The 14715-nt window shown below is 67.7% G+C and carries 16 protein-coding genes and 1 tRNA gene; 12 read left to right on the forward strand and 5 right to left on the reverse strand.

Annotated elements, in window-relative coordinates; genetic code table 11:
• The first annotated feature begins 38 nt into the window (after positions 1 to 38).
• The 7 genes from A5680_RS19145 to A5680_RS25890 all read left to right on the forward strand — a co-directional run bounded on the left by A5680_RS19145 (position 39) and on the right by A5680_RS25890 (position 7046).
• Positions 39 to 947: a UTP--glucose-1-phosphate uridylyltransferase gene (locus tag A5680_RS19145; protein ID WP_055402608.1), complete on the forward strand. Its 909-nt coding sequence runs from the start codon at positions 39 to 41 to the stop codon at positions 945 to 947.
• 51 nt (positions 948 to 998) lie between these two features.
• The gene (gene glp, locus A5680_RS19150) at positions 999 to 2288 is read left to right on the forward strand and encodes a gephyrin-like molybdotransferase Glp (protein WP_067822112.1); all 1290 of its coding nucleotides are present in this window, start codon (positions 999 to 1001) and stop codon (positions 2286 to 2288) included.
• A gap of 21 nt (positions 2289 to 2309) precedes the next feature.
• Entirely contained in the window at positions 2310 to 2963 is a 654-nt protein-coding gene (locus A5680_RS19155) for a GNAT family N-acetyltransferase (RefSeq protein ID WP_197281203.1), read from the forward strand.
• Between the two features lie 162 nt (positions 2964 to 3125).
• Positions 3126 to 4148: a gephyrin-like molybdotransferase receptor GlpR gene (gene glpR, locus A5680_RS19160; protein WP_067822114.1), complete on the forward strand. Its 1023-nt coding sequence runs from the start codon at positions 3126 to 3128 to the stop codon at positions 4146 to 4148.
• Between the two features lie 51 nt (positions 4149 to 4199).
• Positions 4200 to 4272: transfer RNA gene (locus A5680_RS19165), tRNA-Ala, on the forward strand.
• A 405-nt stretch (positions 4273 to 4677) separates the two neighbouring features.
• Complete coding sequence (locus A5680_RS25885; protein ID WP_156675173.1) at positions 4678 to 6396, forward strand: hypothetical protein; 1719 nt, start codon at positions 4678 to 4680, stop codon at positions 6394 to 6396.
• A 65-nt stretch (positions 6397 to 6461) separates the two neighbouring features.
• A complete protein-coding gene (locus A5680_RS25890; RefSeq protein WP_156675174.1) occupies positions 6462 to 7046 on the forward strand; it encodes a hypothetical protein in 585 nt (194 codons plus the stop codon).
• Here A5680_RS25890 and usfY read toward each other — a convergent pair whose 3' ends face one another.
• From usfY to A5680_RS19190, 3 genes are all read right to left on the reverse strand, one after another.
• Positions 7047 to 7406 carry a protein UsfY gene (gene usfY / locus A5680_RS19180; RefSeq protein ID WP_231977655.1) on the reverse strand — a complete coding sequence of 120 codons (360 nt, stop codon included), beginning with the start codon at positions 7404 to 7406 and terminating at the stop codon, positions 7047 to 7049.
• A gap of 300 nt (positions 7407 to 7706) precedes the next feature.
• Positions 7707 to 8531 (reverse strand): hypothetical protein, encoded by an 825-nt coding sequence (locus tag A5680_RS19185; protein WP_067822120.1) that lies wholly within the window; start codon positions 8529 to 8531, stop codon positions 7707 to 7709.
• The gene (locus A5680_RS19190; RefSeq protein WP_067822122.1) at positions 8528 to 9115 is read right to left on the reverse strand and encodes a TetR/AcrR family transcriptional regulator; all 588 of its coding nucleotides are present in this window, start codon (positions 9113 to 9115) and stop codon (positions 8528 to 8530) included. Before A5680_RS19190 ends, A5680_RS19185 begins: the two co-directional genes overlap by 4 nt.
• Before the next feature lie 171 nt (positions 9116 to 9286).
• Between A5680_RS19190 and A5680_RS19195 the strand changes: the two genes are divergently transcribed.
• Both A5680_RS19195 and A5680_RS19200 read left to right on the forward strand, forming a co-directional pair.
• The gene (locus A5680_RS19195) at positions 9287 to 10432 is read left to right on the forward strand and encodes a M20/M25/M40 family metallo-hydrolase (protein ID WP_067822124.1); all 1146 of its coding nucleotides are present in this window, start codon (positions 9287 to 9289) and stop codon (positions 10430 to 10432) included.
• 85 nt (positions 10433 to 10517) lie between these two features.
• The gene (locus A5680_RS19200; RefSeq protein ID WP_055402620.1) at positions 10518 to 10769 is read left to right on the forward strand and encodes a hypothetical protein; all 252 of its coding nucleotides are present in this window, start codon (positions 10518 to 10520) and stop codon (positions 10767 to 10769) included.
• Positions 10770 to 10774: 5 nt separating this feature from the next.
• Here A5680_RS19200 and A5680_RS19205 read toward each other — a convergent pair whose 3' ends face one another.
• Positions 10775 to 11515: a class I SAM-dependent methyltransferase gene (locus A5680_RS19205; RefSeq protein ID WP_067822126.1), complete on the reverse strand. Its 741-nt coding sequence runs from the start codon at positions 11513 to 11515 to the stop codon at positions 10775 to 10777.
• Between the two features lie 169 nt (positions 11516 to 11684).
• Between A5680_RS19205 and A5680_RS19210 the strand changes: the two genes are divergently transcribed.
• Genes A5680_RS19210 through A5680_RS19220 form a run of 3 tightly spaced genes read left to right on the forward strand, consistent with a single transcriptional unit; the run spans position 11685 to position 13890 of the window.
• Positions 11685 to 12716, forward strand: a complete 1032-nt coding sequence (locus tag A5680_RS19210) for a GHMP kinase (RefSeq protein ID WP_055402624.1) — start codon at positions 11685 to 11687, stop codon at positions 12714 to 12716.
• A complete protein-coding gene (locus A5680_RS19215; protein WP_197499814.1) occupies positions 12704 to 13321 on the forward strand; it encodes an SIS domain-containing protein in 618 nt (205 codons plus the stop codon). The genes A5680_RS19210 and A5680_RS19215 overlap by 13 nt, the downstream gene beginning before the upstream one ends.
• 14 nt (positions 13322 to 13335) lie before the next feature.
• Positions 13336 to 13890 carry an HAD-IIIA family hydrolase gene (locus A5680_RS19220; RefSeq protein ID WP_067822129.1) on the forward strand — a complete coding sequence of 185 codons (555 nt, stop codon included), beginning with the start codon at positions 13336 to 13338 and terminating at the stop codon, positions 13888 to 13890.
• On the opposite strand, the gene A5680_RS19225 is transcribed toward A5680_RS19220, so the two are convergent.
• Complete coding sequence (locus A5680_RS19225) at positions 13877 to 14671, reverse strand: WecB/TagA/CpsF family glycosyltransferase (RefSeq protein ID WP_231977656.1); 795 nt, start codon at positions 14669 to 14671, stop codon at positions 13877 to 13879. The two genes, A5680_RS19220 and A5680_RS19225, sit on opposite strands and share 14 nt — an antisense overlap.
• Positions 14672 to 14715: the final 44 nt, after the last annotated feature.

Consider the following 14715-nt stretch of genomic DNA (forward strand, 5'->3'; position numbering starts at 1 on the left):
TCGACTCGGCAAACGGCGTTCGGGTTATCGTGTGAACAATGTCAAGCCCAAACGTGGTGGTCCCACACACGGCGATCGTGCCCGCTGCCGGTCTTGGTACCCGCTTCCTGCCCGCGACGAAAACGGTGCCCAAGGAGCTGCTGCCGGTCGTCGACACGCCCGGCATCGAGCTGGTCGCCGCCGAGGCGGCCGAGGCGGGCGCCGACCGGCTGGTGATCATCACCTCCGAGGGCAAGGACGGCGTGGTCGCGCACTTCGTCGAGGACCTGGTGCTCGAGGGCACGCTGGAGGCCCGCGGCAAGAAGGCGATGCTCGACAAGGTGCGCCGGGCGCCGCAACTGATCAAGGTCGAGTCCGTGGTTCAGGCCGAGCCGCTCGGGCTGGGGCACGCCATCAGTTGCGTCGAGCCCACGCTGACGCTCGACGACGACGCCGTGATGGTCCTGCTGCCCGACGACCTGGTGCTGCCGACCGGAGTCCTGGAGACGATGTCAAAGGTGCGCGCGGACTACGGCGGCTCGGTGCTGTGCGCCATCGAGGTGGCGCCCGAAGAGATCAGCGCCTACGGCGTTTTCGATGTCGAGCCGGTGCCCGGCGCCGACCCCGACGTGCTGAAGGTCAACGGCATGGTCGAGAAGCCCAAGCGCGAGGACGCCCCGTCGTTGTTCGCCGCGGCGGGCCGCTACGTGCTCGACCGGGCGATCTTCGACGCGCTGCGCCGCGTCGAGCATGGGGTGGGCGGCGAAGTGCAGCTCACCGACGCGATCGCGTTGCTGATCTCCGAGGGCCACCCGGTGCATGTCGTCGTGCATCGCGGATCTCGACACGACTTGGGAAATCCCGGCGGCTACCTCAAGGCTGCGGTTGACTTTGCATTGGATCGTGACGACTACGGCCCGGATTTGCGGCGATGGTTGGTGGCGCGGTTGGGCCTGGCCGAGAAGTAGCCGGCCGATACCCGGCCAAGCGGGCGCCCGTAGACGGCAGAGAGGCGCGCTGTGCGTTCTGTTGAGGAGCAGCAGGCCCGGATAACGGCCGCCGCGGTGGCTCCGCGGCCCATCAAGGTGGCCATCGCCGAGGCGCAGGGCCTGATGTGCGCCGAGGAAGTCGTCACCGAGCGCCCGATGCCCGGCTTCGATCAGGCCGCCATCGACGGGTACGCGGTGCGCAGCGTCGACGTGCTCGGCGTTGGGGAAGTGGGTGCCGAGAGCCTCGGCGAGCCGCCCGGCACCGATATCGACGAAGACCGGCGTGAGGGCCTGGTGCTGCCGGTGATGGGCACCATCGAGGCCGGGGCGCGCACGCCCAGCCGGCTGCAGCCCCGCCAGGCCGCCCGCGTGCACACGGGCGCCCCGCTGCCGACGCTGGCCGACGCCGTGATCCCGTTGCGCTGGACCGACGGCGGCAGCACCCGGGTGCGGATCCTGCGGGGGGCGCCCTCGGGGGCGTACGTGCGCCGCACCGGCGACGACGTGCAGCCCGGCGACGTCGCGGTGCGCGCGGGCACGGTCATCGGGGCCGCCCAGGTCGGCCTGCTGGCGGCGGTCGGCCGCGAACGGGTGCTGGTTCATCCGCGGCCGCGGGTGGCGGTGCTGGCCGTCGGTGGCGAACTGGTCGACATCTCGCGGACCCCGGGCAACGGCCAGGTCTACGACGTCAACTCCTACGCCTTGGCGGCCGCGGCCCGGGATGCCGGCGCGGAGGTCAACCGCATCGGCATCGTCAGCAACGACGCCCGGGAATTCCGCGAGACCGTCGAGGGCCAGATCAACCGCGCCGAGGTTCTGGTGATCGCCGGCGGGGTCGGGGGCGCGGCGGCCGAGGCGGTGCGGTCGGTGCTGTCCGAGCTCGGGGAGATGGAAGTCGTTCGCGTCGCCATGCATCCGGGGTCCGTGCAGGGGTTCGGGCAGCTCGGTCGCGAAGGCGTCCCGACGTTCCTGCTGCCCGCGAACCCGGTCAGCGCCCTGGTGGTCTTCGAGGTGATGGTGCGGCCGCTGATCCGCCTGTCGCTGGGCAAGCGCCAGCCGATGCGCCGAATTGTCCAGGCGCGCACACTCTCACCGATCACCTCGGTCGCCGGGCGGAAGGGCTACCTGCGCGGCCAGCTGATGCGCGACCAGGAGACCGGGGAGTACCTGGTGCAGGCGCTGGGCGGGGCCCCCGGCGCGTCCTCGCACCTGCTGGCCACCCTCGCCGAGGCGAACTGCCTCGTGGTGGTGCCCAGCGGCGCCGAACAGATACGCACCGGCGAGATCGTCGACGTCGCCTTCCTGGCTCAGCGCGGTTAAGTGCAACGACTCCGCACGCTCGTGAACCTGTTGCGCACCAACGCCCGTCATCCGGGGTGGCCGCTGGACGTGGGGCCGCTGCGCGTTCCGGCCGGCGTCGTCCGGTTGCGCGCCGTGCGGATGCGCGACGGCGCCCAATGGAGCCGCATCCGGTTGGCCGACCGCGCGCACCTCGAGCCGTGGGAGCCCAGCGCCGAGACCGATTGGACGAGCCGGCACACGGTCGCGGCGTGGCCTGCGCTGTGTTCCGGTCTGCGCGCCGAGGCCCGCGCCGGCCGCATGCTGCCCTACGTCATCGAACTGGACGGCCAGTTCTGCGGCCAGCTGACCATCGGCAACGTCACCCATGGGGCGCTGCGGTCGGCCTGGATCGGTTACTGGGTGCCGCGGTCGGCGACCGGCGGCGGGGTGGCCACGGCCGCGCTGGCCCTGGGCCTGGACCACTGCTTCGGCCCGGTGATGCTGCACCGCGTCGAGGCCACCGTGCGGCCCGAGAACGCCGCCAGCCGGGCCGTGCTGGCGAAGGTGGGCTTCCGCCAAGAGGGGTTGTTGCAGCGCTACCTCGAGGTGGACAAGGCCTGGCGGGACCACCTGTTGATGGCGATCACGGCCGAAGAGGTGTCCGGATCGGTGGCATCGACCCTGGTTCGGGGCGGGCACGCCAGCTGGGCATGACCGCGCCGCCCCAGCAAGCGGGCCTATCTGTGGCTATCGCGACACGAGTGACTCGTGGTGCTTGTGAGAGCCAAATTACAGGTGTGTAATTGTGCTGGTCACTAAGACCCGGCCGCGCTGGCCAAGCCTCGCGGGGATCGGAACCGAAGAGAGCAGGTCGTCATGCCAAGCATCCCGCAGTCACTGTTGTGGATCTCGCTCGTAGTGCTTTGGCTGTTCGTCTTGGTGCCGATGCTCGTCAGCAAACGAGACGCCGTCCGGCGCACCAGTGACGTGGCCCTGGCGACCCGGGTCCTCAACGGGGGTGCGAATTCCCGCCTGCTCAAGCGCAATGGCCCCGCCGCCGGTCATCGCAGCGATCCGGACTGGAAGCCGGCGGAAGGGTCGGCGGAAAGCGAGGTCGACCTCGCCGAGGACGAGGACGAGGACGAAGAGCACGACACCGAGGAGCTACAGGCCGCGCGTCCCGTCGTTATGAAGCTTGCGACGCCCGAGCGCACCGAGCCCGATTACCTCGACGTCGACGTCGTCGAGGATTCGCAGGCGCTGCCGGCCGGCGTCGCCGCGGCGGTCGAGGAGGAACCCGAAGCCGACGAGGACGACGAGGATTCCGACACCGACGTGGTCGCCCAGCACGGCGACGAAGACGACGAGGGCTACGAGTACGTCGAGGACTCCTCCGGTTTGGAGCCGGACGCCGAAGCCGACGACGAGGAGATGCCGGCACCGATCCCGCGGAACGCCTCGCGCCGTCGCCGGTTCGACGCGAAGACCGCCGCCGCGGTGAGCGCGCGCAAGTACAAGTTCCGCAAGCGTGTGCTGATGGTCATGGCCGTCGTCCTGGTCGGCACGGCCATGGCCGCGTTCAAGATCTCGCCGACGGCGTGGTGGGCGTGCGGCGCCGCCACCGCCGTGACGCTGCTCTACCTGGCGTACCTGCGCCGCCAGACCCGCATCGAGGAGAAGGTGCGTCGCCGCCGCATGCAGCGGATGGCCCGGGCCCGCATGGGCGTGGAGAACGCCTACGACCGGGACTACGACGTGGTCCCGTCGCGGCTGCGGCGCCCGGGCGCGGTGGTGCTGGAGATCGACGACGAGGACCCGATCTTCGAGCACCTGGACTACGCGATGCCGATGCGCAACTACGGCTGGCCCCGCGACCTGCCGCGCGCCGTCGGCGAGTAGCGCCGGGGTGTTCGGCGGTTCGCGCCGCGGCTGGTAGCCTGCTAGCGATCAGGGGCTATGGCGCAGTTGGTAGCGCGACTCGTTCGCATCGAGTAGGTCAGGGGTTCGAATCCCCTTAGCTCCACCCAGTTTGAGCAGGTCGATGTTGTCTCTGAGGGCCTCGGTCGAAGGGCACGAAAACCCGGAGCCCTCCCTGTCGTGCATTCCCCTCCGCTGCTCTCATCAGTCGGCTCGGGAGGGCGCAAGAAACTCAACTCTGGGGCCGGCGAGCCCCGTCTCGGGCTGCCTCGAAACAATGGAACTCACACTCGCCATATTGATAATGGTCGGAGGGGGCACGGGTGGCCGTGCAGGCAATGAAACCCACGCCGAGGGGAGCCTCATTCAGCTGGGGGGAGCCGCATTCACGCGTCAACCGTCACCTGCATAGATACTGCTTTCATGCAATCCGGCAGAGAGGCTCGATATGGGCACAGAAAAGAGCGCAGCCCCATTCGCCGACGAACCTTGGACGTATCCCGGAGTGTCCGTGAAGTCGACGCAAGTGCTTCACCACGGCAAGGCCAATCCAATGAGCCCCGCACTTCACCGCCGCCTAGGACAAGCGCGCGTCAGCGCAGAAGACGGCTCATCGCGGGTGACGCTGAACGAGTTTCTCCTGACCGCCAATGCGGCGAGCGTCGACGCGAGGACGGTGGTGGTTTCGGTGGGATCCAACGCTTCGCCGATCGTGATGACGAACAAATTTCAGAGGAGCAATGTCAGCACCACCATTCCATTCGTGACCGCGAGTCTGACAGGCATCGCGATCGGTCACAGTGCCCACGTCAGCACTCTCGGTTACATCGCCGCCGCGCCATTCGTGTGCCCGAACCATCCGATATCCGTCATTGCTGCTCTCCTCGACCGCGAACAACTGCTGTCCTTGGACAGCACTGAACCGAACTATGAACGCACAGAATTAGACGGCGCACAGTTCCCGTTGACCCTCGACGGCGGCGAATCGCCCTCAGCTTTCTCGCTTTACATTTCGAAGCATGGGCTGATTGCGCGTCCAGGAGGGAACTACCAGCCGTTTGAGGCCCGTCAAACGGATATCTTTGCATCGCTCTTAAAGGCTTCACCCATGTTGCGCGCGTTGTTTGACAGCGACGAGCCGAAATGCGCTATGCAAGCACTCGCCAAGACACCCGCTCTCAGGCGACGGTTCCGTGAAATCCTCCACGCAGAAGGGCTGTGGAGCGAAGGTGGACTAAGGGGATTGGGCCGCGAGGGTTGTCTGAACTATGGCGATACACCGAGCCATTGGAACAGCCTCCCTGGGAACAGATCACTGCGGTGCACACCGAGTAAAGACGACTTCGACCGAGGCGGCGAAAACTGCGTCTTGGTGAATCCCTACGATCACGACAGATACCTTTACTGTGCCGACCATGTCGGTGTACACCCCGATGGGCGGAGCGACGTATTTCCCGCCCTCGCGCGGGTCGTTCGCGCACCGGCGCAACCCCGCGGAACGGCGGGGATCGATCAAGTCCTTCGCAACGCCATCGGCATCGAATTGCAAGAGCACGCGCTGCTTTCACCGGCGCGCGTCCAAACCAATCGCGTGGCGAACCGCCTGCTGGCACCTCCACAATTCACGATGATGAGGGTGCAGACAGCCGACCTCGCCACGTTGGAGCAAGGCGTATGCCTCATGCACCCGCTGTCGATGAAAATCCTCGGAATCGAAGACGGCGCGATAGTTGTCGTCCAAGCCGCGCCTAGAGGATGCACGACGGCTCATGAGATCCGGCTCCGCGCTTACGCGACGCCTCAAGACGTCGAGCAACGGCGGGTGTTGCTTGGCCGCGGCGGAATGTCGTCGCGATTTCCGGCAGCTTCGGTGGCGTTGGGAGTGACTCCCGACCTAGCTTGGATCTTTCTCGAGTCGAGGGCACGGTCGCTGCTTCATCTACCACAGCACCAGAAGCTCGCGACGGTCCGCGTGCGTGCCGCACGGAGGTATCAAATTATCCGCGAGATTCGTGAGTTCCTACTTGTTCTGGTCGGAGCGATGATCAGTATCGCAATCCTGTTCAAGTCACGACCCCCCATGCTTATCGCCTGTGCCGTGGTCATTCTCGCGTTCGTGGTCTGGGCGGTGCGGAAGCGGCTAACAAGCAGGCTGGAGGCGGCCAGGATCGATCCTGGTGCGCGTCAGTCATACGAGACTGATGACTTCAACCGCGTCCAAGGATCTTGAGAGAGATCCACCATCGGACGACTTCGCGCACATACCGTTGCCGGAGTGAGGAGAAGCTTCTACCAATGAGTCTTCATCCGGTCAGTCAGCTTTACGAATTCACGCCGGAGGTGCAGCCGACGTCCTCGCGACGAAATCCACTCGTCTTTGTGGGCGCGTTGGATGAGGCCGAGTTCATCGATATGCGCCTGTCCCCGCAGCGTTCCCGCGTCGGCGTTCTGTGCGCCATCCAATGGTGCCGTGACTTCGCGGGCTCCAACGTGGCCCTTGTCGTGCTGAACGGCGTAGGAAGCGTCAGCTGGTCCAACGACGACCAGTCGCGTCAGCGGCCTTGGCACGCGCAATACGGCGATTGGGGGCCGAAGCGATCCGCCGGCGCGACGTCTCCGACATGGAGCGCCGGCAGTGACGATTCGTGGGCGCTCGATGCGCCTTCGCCACCAGAGGCAGCCGGCGCGGCACCGGGCTACATGCTGCAATTCGGTCGGTTGTCCGTATCGGGTCTAGCCGCTCGAATTTATATCGGACATATCGAGGGATTGGGCGAGGCTCCGCCGGACATGGGGGAGCTTTCCGACGCCGAAATCATCGCGGGATTCCCGCAATGGTCATCGGTCATGGAAGTCCGCGAGTATTACACGTATCCCTGATTACGCGTTGGAATCGCTGAATTCTCTTACCCGGTCGCGGGTCAGCTCCGAGTCGGCGGCGCGCCGGCGCCCAGGCAGCCGGCGTCTGCGACCCACCCGCTCGTCAATGCGGGCCACGCGGCGACGCTCGGCGGCGCACCATAGCGCTCCGGCGAGGGTTCCGAGGACGGCGACCAACACCGTGAGCGCCAGCCATTCGTAATGTCCGTAAGCCGCGACTGCTGCGGTGCTGATCATCCCGGCCACCCCGACGGCCAGCAGGCCGAGGCCTGGCCACAACAGGTTGTCCTTCATCGTCATGCCGGCGTGCGGTTGCGTGGTCCGGAAATGATCGGTCGGATCGTGATGCCTGTCTCCCATCATCCTCTCCCTCGGTCGTCGGACGAGATTGCGGCATGGTGTTACTCGTAGACACGATCGACGCCGCCGCCAGGTTCGGCTGCGTGGCGGAAACTCGGACTTGAGGGGAGGGGCCGAATGGGGGAAACCTCGCGTAACAACCCTCTTCTTGAGCGGCACGGTCCGGTCTCGGGTTGTTCCTATGGGACTCGGTTCAGCCCCTCCTGCGTCGAGTGTGCCCCGCACAGTGGCCACCGGCTATAGACGGCGCCCGTGAACGTTCACTTCCCGTCGGGATTTTTCGCTTGACGGCTGACGCCGTTACGGGTGTGCGACGAGATACGTTTCGTTGTCCAGCCCGGCGGTGAGTTCCTCGACGTCGAAGGGCCGGTCGAGCCGGGCGCGCAACGCCTTCGGATCGAGCAGCAGGCTGATTTCGACCGTCTGGCGGGCGAACATCCGCCCGATGAGCGGGTAGAGGCGGCGCATGATCACCCGCTCTGGCGCGGTGCATCGCGATGCGCAGTAGCCGACGTGGCCGATCTCGTCGGTGAGGATCTCGCTGTACAGCAGTTCGATTCGCTCGGCGACCTCGGGTTCGTCGGCGAACAGCTCGATGCCGACACGGCGCAATTCGTCGAACATGACGCAGCCAGCCATCTCGCCGGCGCCGACGAACGCGAAGCTCAGCCGTTCGGGAAGGAACACACCGATTTTGACGAACTGCCGCATGACGAATGGCGGAGGGACGACTTGGAACGTCAGGTCGAAGATGTCGAGCGCGTAAGCGAGCAGGCGGGTGTGGTAGTGCTCTTCCAGTTCGAGGTAGACGTTTTCGGGCGGCAGATTCTGATCGCTGTTGCGCCCGTAGGTTTCGCCGAGCCCTACGCCGAACCGCTCCGCCTGGTTCAGCTTGGCGGTCGCCAACAGGAAGAGCATCTTGCGATCCAGTCCGGCCTCGGGCCGCCTCCGGCGCAAGTTGCGCAGGAACGTCCGTTGGTCGATCGGGTGGGCCGACCGGACGGGGTTCGCTTGAATTTGACCGAAGAACTGCTCGCGCTTCGCCAATCGTCGGTTGAGGAGATCGGCCTCGCCGTCGCGCCTAGCCAGGAACTCGCGATACCCCTGGATGCTCGTGCTGTTCATCGTTTCTCCATTCCGTTGACACTCGTTGACACGTAACGACTTAACAGCGCAGGGTCGTGTGATCCGACGGCGAGCAGCGCAAAGAGGCCGGTGAGAAAGAACATCGCAAGTTCCGCGGCGTCCGCGTCGGACGGGACTTGTCCCGCATCTTGCGCACGGCCGATCGCGCCCGCCAGGAACTGTGCGATGGGGTGCTGCGCCAGCTCTTCTTCAACGGGACGCGACGGCGAGAAATGCAGACCGAGCATGTCGCGGAAAACGGCTGCACCCAAACGATTTTCGGCGTCAAGTATCCGAGATACGACGTCCGACAGGATCGTAGCCAAATCGCCCTCGGCGTCGCCGAGTTCGTCGATGATCCGCCTCTCCTCGTTGCGCTCCAGTTCGGCGAGAACGTGCTCCTTGGTCGGGAAGTGGAAATAGAAGGTCCCCCGCACCACGCCGGCCGCGGCGGCGATCGCGCTCACGTCTGCCGCGGCCAGCCCGCGCTGCCCGATCTCGTCCAGCGCGGCGTCGAACAGGCGCGCCCGGGTTTCCAGGCGCCGAGCCTCCCGTACGCCGGACGGCGCCTGCAGTGACGGCATGGGGGGACCCTACGCCGATTTGCTGACGACCGTCAATGACGGGCGTCAGTCAAATCTGGGAGCGGGTTTCGCCTCGACCGCCTGGAGCTCGCCTACGGGTGGGCCGGCGATTGCCCGCCGCTTGACGCGGGTACTGATCCCTTCGGACGGGCCACGAAACGAAGGGATCGCATGGCGACGCGCGAGGACGACGGCTCCGACCGCCTGTTGCAAGAGCTGCTGTGGGCCTACGGGCCGTGCGGGCAGGAAGCCGAGGTGCGCGCCGTGTGCGCACGCGAGCTGCGGCCCGTCGTCGACGACATGTGGACCGACGACGCGGGCAATCTGATCGGGTACATCGCCGCCAGGCCGCCGAGCGACGACGCTGGGCGCGGGTACCGCCATCGGGTGTCCTCGGCGGCCGAACCCGGCGTCGCGACGCGCGTGATGGCGCACATGGACGAGCTGTCCATGCTGGTCAAGCGGGTGGAATCGGACGGCACGCTGCATCTGACGCAGCTCGGGACGATGTACCCCGGCAACTTCGGCCTCGGGCCGGTCGCCGTCCTCGGCGACAAGGAGACGCTGACCGCGGTGCTCACGCTCGGCTCCGAGCACACCACCCAGGAGAGCCAGCGGATCTGGCAGACCAAGCCCGACCAGGGCGACAAGGCGCTGGACTGGGATCACGTCTACGTCTTCACCGGCCGCAGCACCGACGAGTTGCAGGCCGCGGGCATCCGCCCGGGCACCCGGGTGTGCGTCGACCGCAGCAAGCGGACGCTGGTCGATTTCGGCGAGTACCTGGGCTGCTACTTCCTCGACGACCGCGCCGCGGTGACCGCCCTGCTGCGCGCCGCCCGCCTCCTTCGCGAGCGCGACCAGCGACCGGTCGACGACGTCTATCTCGTCTTCACCACCAACGAGGAGGTCGGCGGGGTGGGGGGCACCTATGCCAGCGGGTCCCTGCCGGGGACGCTCACCCTCGCCCTGGAGGTCGGTCCCACCGAGCAGGAGTACGGCACCACCGTCGGCGGCGGGCCGATCATCGGCTACAGCGACGCGTTGTGCGTCTACGACAAGGACGTCGCCGACCGGCTGATGAGCATCGCCACCGAGCAGGGCCTGTCGCCCCAGGGCGCCGTCCTGGGCGCCTTCGAATCCGACGCGTCGCACTCCAAGGCCAACGGGCTGACGCCGCGCGCGGGCCTGCTGTGCCTGCCGACGTTGAGCACCCACGGCTACGAAGTGATGCGCCGCAGCGCGATCGACGAAATGGCGTCGATCATCGCGGATTTCGTGCGGCAGCCCGGCGCGCATGCGCGCGGCGAAGACTAATACGGTCCCAAAATTTGCCTGAACATTGCCTAAGAGCCGCGTGGCGGGCCCGGGCGCGTCGAAACGCCGGGCCTACGGTCGACGGATGAACGTTGACTACTACCTGCAGAAGGTGCCGGTTGAGTCGGTGCGGCCCGGGTTTTCGCTTGCCGTTGAGGCCGGTGGGGACTATCGCCTGTTTCGGGTCGAATGCACGCAGATGACGCAGCGCAGCGGTCAGCCGGTCAGGTTCACGCTCACGTCCGAGCCCGTCGACGGCGGCGAACCGTGGGTCCTGGACTGCGAGGAGGGCACGCCGGTCGTTCGGGTTATCGGCGTGTGCAAGGCGGCGTCCTAGGCCCGTCAGGCGGGCTTCGCGGCGACGACGAACTGCAGCGCGCGCTGGGTCTGCTGCTCGATGTCGACCAGGCCGGCCGACGAGAACAGGTCGACGAAGGCGTGCCGGTCGAACATCGTGAGCCCGATGACGCCCGCGCCGGCCGTCATCGCCCGGCGCACCGCGGCCAGGTCCGGAACGTAGCTGGTGAGGATCGCGATCCGCCCCCCGGGCTCGAGCACCCGCACCATTTCGCGCGCCACCCCGAACGGCTCGGGCATCAGATACAGCGCGCCGAAGCAGCACACCGCGTCGAACGTCGCGTCGGCGAACGGCAGCGCCCGGGCGTCGCCCCGGACGTAACAGGTCTGCGGGGTGCTGTTGTCCAGGACGGCACGGGTCAGCATCGGCTCGGAGATGTCGAAGCCGACGGCCAAGCCGCCATCCGATAACTGCGCGGCCAGCGATCCGGTGAAATTGCCTGGGCCGCAAGCGACGTCGAGCAATCGCCGCGCGTTCGACAGCCGCAGTGCCGACGCCGCGCGGCGCTGTTCGGCGCGGGTGGTGACGCCGCTGGCGGCGTAGAAGGCGGCCGGGCGCCACAGCCGCTCGTAGACCGTCGCGACGAGCGGGCTGTTCATGGCGCGCTGCGCGAACGTCGGTGCCGGAGAACTCGTCGATTCGCCCAACACGTCGAGGAAACCGTGCCGCAGTGCGGCGGCCTCGGTGAGCAGACCGCGGGTCAATTCGACTGCATCCTGGCTCATTTCATCGCTTTCGTGAGGGGTGGGGCGCCTTGGCGCAATCCGCAGGTGAATCCCGATTTTTCCGCCGATCCGACTGCTACGCTAGGGCTCTTCGTCAGAGATCGATGCATTGGGGTTGGCACGTGGCGCACATTTCGCCGACGATCGCGCGCGTCGGCCGGCTGAGCGGATGACGTCTGCAGTGAATCCCCGGCCCCGAATCCGCGCCCGCGCGCCGCTGCGGATTTCGTTCGCGGGGGGCGGGACCGACGTGCCGCCGTTCCCCACCACCGAGGGTGGCTGCGTGCTGTCGGCGACCATCGACCGCTACGCCTACGGCTCGCTGACCCCGCGCACCGATCGCCGGGTGAGTATCGAGTCGGTGGACTTCAAGACCACTCACGAGATGACGCTCGACAGCGAGATCCTTTACGACGGCAGCCTCGACCTGATCAAGGCCGCCGTGCGGCGTTTCGGCCGCGACGGCACCGACGGCTACGACCTGGTGTTGCGGTCGAGCGCGCCGCCGGGTTCGGGGCTGGGCTCGTCGTCGACGATGATGGTCGCGCTCACCGGCCTGCTCGCCGAGCACTACCGGGCGCCGATGGGCGAGTACGAGACCGCCCAGCTGGCCTGCGCCATCGAACGCGAGGACCTCGGCATCGCCGGCGGCATGCAGGACATGTACGCGGCGACGTTCGGCGGATTCAACTTCATTGAGTTCACCGACCGGGTGATCGTCAATCCGCTGCGCGTGCGCGACCAGACCGCGTTCGAGCTCGAGCTCAGCCTGCTGCTGTGCTACACGGGCATCACGCGGGACTCCGGGCGCGTGATCGAGGACCAAACTCGCCGCGCCACAACGGGTGCCGACGACACGCTGGCCGGATTGCGGGCACAGAAGGAACTGGCGGTGGCCATGAAGGCCGCGCTGCTGACGGGCAAGCTCAACGACTTCGGCGCGCTGTTGGGCGAGGCGTGGATCCAGAAGAAGCGCATGTCGCCCTACATCACCAACGAGCGCATCGACGAGCTCTACGACCTGGCGCTGCGCAACGGCGCACTCGGCGGCAAGATCACCGGCGCCGGCGGTGGCGGTTACATCCTGCTGTTCTGCGACTTCACCAAGAAGCACCGCCTCATCGAAAGCCTTGAGTCAGCCGGGGCGACCATCACCGAATTCGCTTTCGAGAGCAAGGGATTGACCACATGGCAGGCATGAGTAGCACCGACGTCGTCCCGCCAAGTGTCGAGCTGGTTCAGGAGCGACTGGCGGACACGATCGCGGTCAAGCAACAGATGCTGTCGGGCGCCATCGCGGCGCAGACCGTCGAGATCGCACGGCTGATGATCGCGTCGCTGCGTTCCGGTGGAAAGGTGATCTTCTTCGGCAACGGCGGATCCGCACAAGACGCGGGCCATCTGGCCGCAGAGTTGATGGGACGCTTCGCATTTGACCGCCCGGGCCTCGCCGCGATCAGCTTGCCGGACGCCACCGCGGCGATGACGGCGATCGGCAACGACTACTCCTACGACGAGGTGTTCGCGCGCCAAGTGCTCGCCGCCGGCCGCGCGGGCGACGTGGTGGTCGGCCTCACCACGTCGGGCAACTCCCCGAATGTCGTCCGCGCGCTGGAGGCGGCCGCCAATGCCGGGATGGCGACCGTGGCGCTCACCGGCGCGCGCGGCGGCAAAGTGGCCGACGTGGCCGAGTTCTGCATCCGGGTCCCCAGCGACAACACGGGACGGGTGCAGGAGGCGTGCCTGCACCTCGGCCACTCGATCTGCGAGATGGTCGAAGCGGCCCTGTTTGCCCGACCGTCCTGAGGCCGTCCCGACCGATGCCCGAATTGCGGAATGTCCGCACCGTCTTCCTGGACCGGGACGGGACCATCAACGTCAAGGCGCCCGACGGCGAGTACATCAGGTCTCCCGACGAGCTGGTCCTGCTGCCCGGCGCGGCGCGGGCGGTGGCCGCCCTGAATGCGGCGGGCCTGCGCACGGTCCTGGTCACGAATCAGCGCTGGCTGTCCGAACCGGCCGCTGACACGGCGCGGTTCGCCGCCGTGCACCAGCGCCTCGAACAACTGCTGGCCGACGAAGGCGCCCGCATCGACGCCGCCTACCACTGCCCGCACGCCGCGGCCAGCTGCGACTGCCGCAAGCCCGAGGCGGGCATGCTGTTGCGCGCGGCGCGCGAGCACGGTTTCGCCCTGACCGAATCGGTGATGATCGGGGACAGCGATGCCGACGTGCAGGCGGGCCGGGCGGCCGGCGCGGCGACCGTCTTGCTGCGCGCCGGCGGTGACACGGCGGCCGGCGCCGACGTCGTGGTCGACGACCTCGCCGCCGCGGTGCGCCTCATCCTGGGCGCCAGGGAGGCTAGTCCCGCCTAAACCGTTGCGCCGCAGAGCGAACCACCAACGCCAGCGCGAAGGGCAGGTCGTCGCGCAGGTACCTGCGGGCGAGTCGCCGCGGCTCGAGCGCCAGCCGGTGCACCCACTCGAACCCGAACCGCTGCAACACCGGGGACGCCCGCCGAACCACGCCGGCCGTCATCGCGATGCCGCCACCGCAGGCGAGGAACCACGCGTTGGGCAGTTCGGCGCGCAGCAGTTCGATGAGGCGTTCCTGGCGGGGAAAGCCCAAGCCCACGAAGACCAGATCGGGCGCGGCGGCCACGACGGCGGCGACCGCCCCCCGCGTCCCTTCCGCGGTGCTGTCGAAGCCGAATTCCGGCGAGCAGGTGCCGGCGACGCGCAGGTCGGCGGAGCGCGCCACCAGCGCCGCGGCCGCCCGCTCCGGTACCCCCTGCGCGCCGCCGAGGAGATAGACCGACTTCCCGTCGGCCGCCGCGGCGGCGCTCAGCGGAAGGATCAACGACGAGCCGGCGACGCGCTCGGGCAGCCGGTCTCCCCGGGCCCGCGCCGCCCACACCAGGGGCATGCCGTCGGCGACGACGAGGGACGCCCGGCCGATCAGCTCGGCGAGTTCGGGGCCCCGGGCGGCCGCCAGGGCCACGTCGATGTTCACCGGGACGATCGAGCCGCCGCGGCCGGCGGCCCAGGCCGAGCGCACGATCTCGACGACCTGCCGTTCGGTCAGGGCGTCGAACCAGAGACCGCCCACCTGGACCTTGCGCGGGCTCGTCCCCGTCAGCCTGCGGCCTGCGCTCACCCGATCATCATGCCCCGCGGCGTCGCCGACGGATGCCCTCGACG

It is taken from the genome of Mycobacterium sp. E2989, assembly GCF_001667595.1.
In the GTDB taxonomy this organism is placed as follows: domain Bacteria; phylum Actinomycetota; class Actinomycetes; order Mycobacteriales; family Mycobacteriaceae; genus Mycobacterium.

Coding starts and splice junctions, on each gene's coding strand:
- A5680_RS19190 (WP_067822122.1), bottom strand. CDS start 9,115: ATGCCGTCACTGCAGGCGCCGTCCGGCGTACGGGAGGCTCGGCGCCTG.
- A5680_RS19200 (WP_055402620.1), top strand. CDS start 10,518: ATGAACGTTGACTACTACCTGCAGAAGGTGCCGGTTGAGTCGGTGCGG.
- A5680_RS19195 (WP_067822124.1), top strand. CDS start 9,287: ATGGCGACGCGCGAGGACGACGGCTCCGACCGCCTGTTGCAAGAGCTG.
- A5680_RS19220 (WP_067822129.1), top strand. CDS start 13,336: ATGCCCGAATTGCGGAATGTCCGCACCGTCTTCCTGGACCGGGACGGG.
- usfY (WP_231977655.1), bottom strand. CDS start 7,406: ATGGGAGACAGGCATCACGATCCGACCGATCATTTCCGGACCACGCAA.
- A5680_RS19210 (WP_055402624.1), top strand. CDS start 11,685: ATGACGTCTGCAGTGAATCCCCGGCCCCGAATCCGCGCCCGCGCGCCG.
- A5680_RS19185 (WP_067822120.1), bottom strand. CDS start 8,531: ATGAACAGCACGAGCATCCAGGGGTATCGCGAGTTCCTGGCTAGGCGC.
- A5680_RS19145 (WP_055402608.1), top strand. CDS start 39: ATGTCAAGCCCAAACGTGGTGGTCCCACACACGGCGATCGTGCCCGCT.
- glpR (WP_067822114.1), top strand. CDS start 3,126: ATGCCAAGCATCCCGCAGTCACTGTTGTGGATCTCGCTCGTAGTGCTT.
- A5680_RS19205 (WP_067822126.1), bottom strand. CDS start 11,515: ATGAGCCAGGATGCAGTCGAATTGACCCGCGGTCTGCTCACCGAGGCC.
- A5680_RS19215 (WP_197499814.1), top strand. CDS start 12,704: ATGGCAGGCATGAGTAGCACCGACGTCGTCCCGCCAAGTGTCGAGCTG.
- A5680_RS25890 (WP_156675174.1), top strand. CDS start 6,462: ATGAGTCTTCATCCGGTCAGTCAGCTTTACGAATTCACGCCGGAGGTG.